Source organism: Negadavirga shengliensis, assembly GCF_042652345.1.
In the GTDB taxonomy this organism is placed as follows: Bacteria; Bacteroidota; Bacteroidia; order Cytophagales; family Cyclobacteriaceae; genus Negadavirga; species Negadavirga shengliensis.
Map to the genome: position 1 here is coordinate 1 of NZ_JBHSJJ010000051.1, position 684 is coordinate 684.

Genomic DNA, 684 nt, shown 5'->3' on the forward strand with positions numbered 1-684 from the left:
GTTCATTGGAAAGCCTCCAGCCTAAAGAGACGGACGGAAAGAAGCCAAAACGGCTGTCCTTCGGAAACCTGGAAGTGCCGTCATACCGGCCGTTGGATTCGATCAGGAACCTGTCGTCGAATATATAATTTACTCGGTAAAAAGCTCCCCTGAGGGCCATATGGTTGCTGCCCCCGAAGGTCTGCTGCATGCCGATGGTGGCATTCAGGTCTGTGATCAATGGCGTAATCAGGGTATTGTTCTGCGCCCTCACATATTTGTTCTGTCCCCATTCCTGGTTAAAGCCGATCATGGTGTTCAGTTTGTGTCTTTCGGGAAGATCGAAGTGGTAGTCAGCTACCGCATTGATCACATAGTATTGGTTGTAATCATTCCGCTCGTTGATGAAATCGTTGCCGCTGAATCCGAAATTGATCATGTCGTTGGGATTTCTGAGGTCGTTGTTCACGATTTCCACCCTGCTGGCCACATCCTGTCTGGTGCGGTTGAAGAAGTTGAAGGCAAAATTACCCCTGATGGAAAGCCCTTTGACGGGTGTCAGCTCAACGCCCTGGTCCAGCCAGATGTCGTTGGATGTCCAGGTGGAACGCCCCCCGTCTTCCAGGTAAGGCCAGAAGTTGGTCCCGCCGAAATACATACCTATGTATCTTTCGTACTGTTCCCGGTCACCGGGCTCCAGGTAAT

Annotated in this window: 1 pseudogene; it reads right to left on the reverse strand. The window is 51.0% G+C overall.

Annotated elements, in window-relative coordinates:
- Nucleotides 1–684: pseudogene (locus tag ACFPFU_RS25650) on the reverse strand (SusC/RagA family TonB-linked outer membrane protein); the annotation flags it as partial.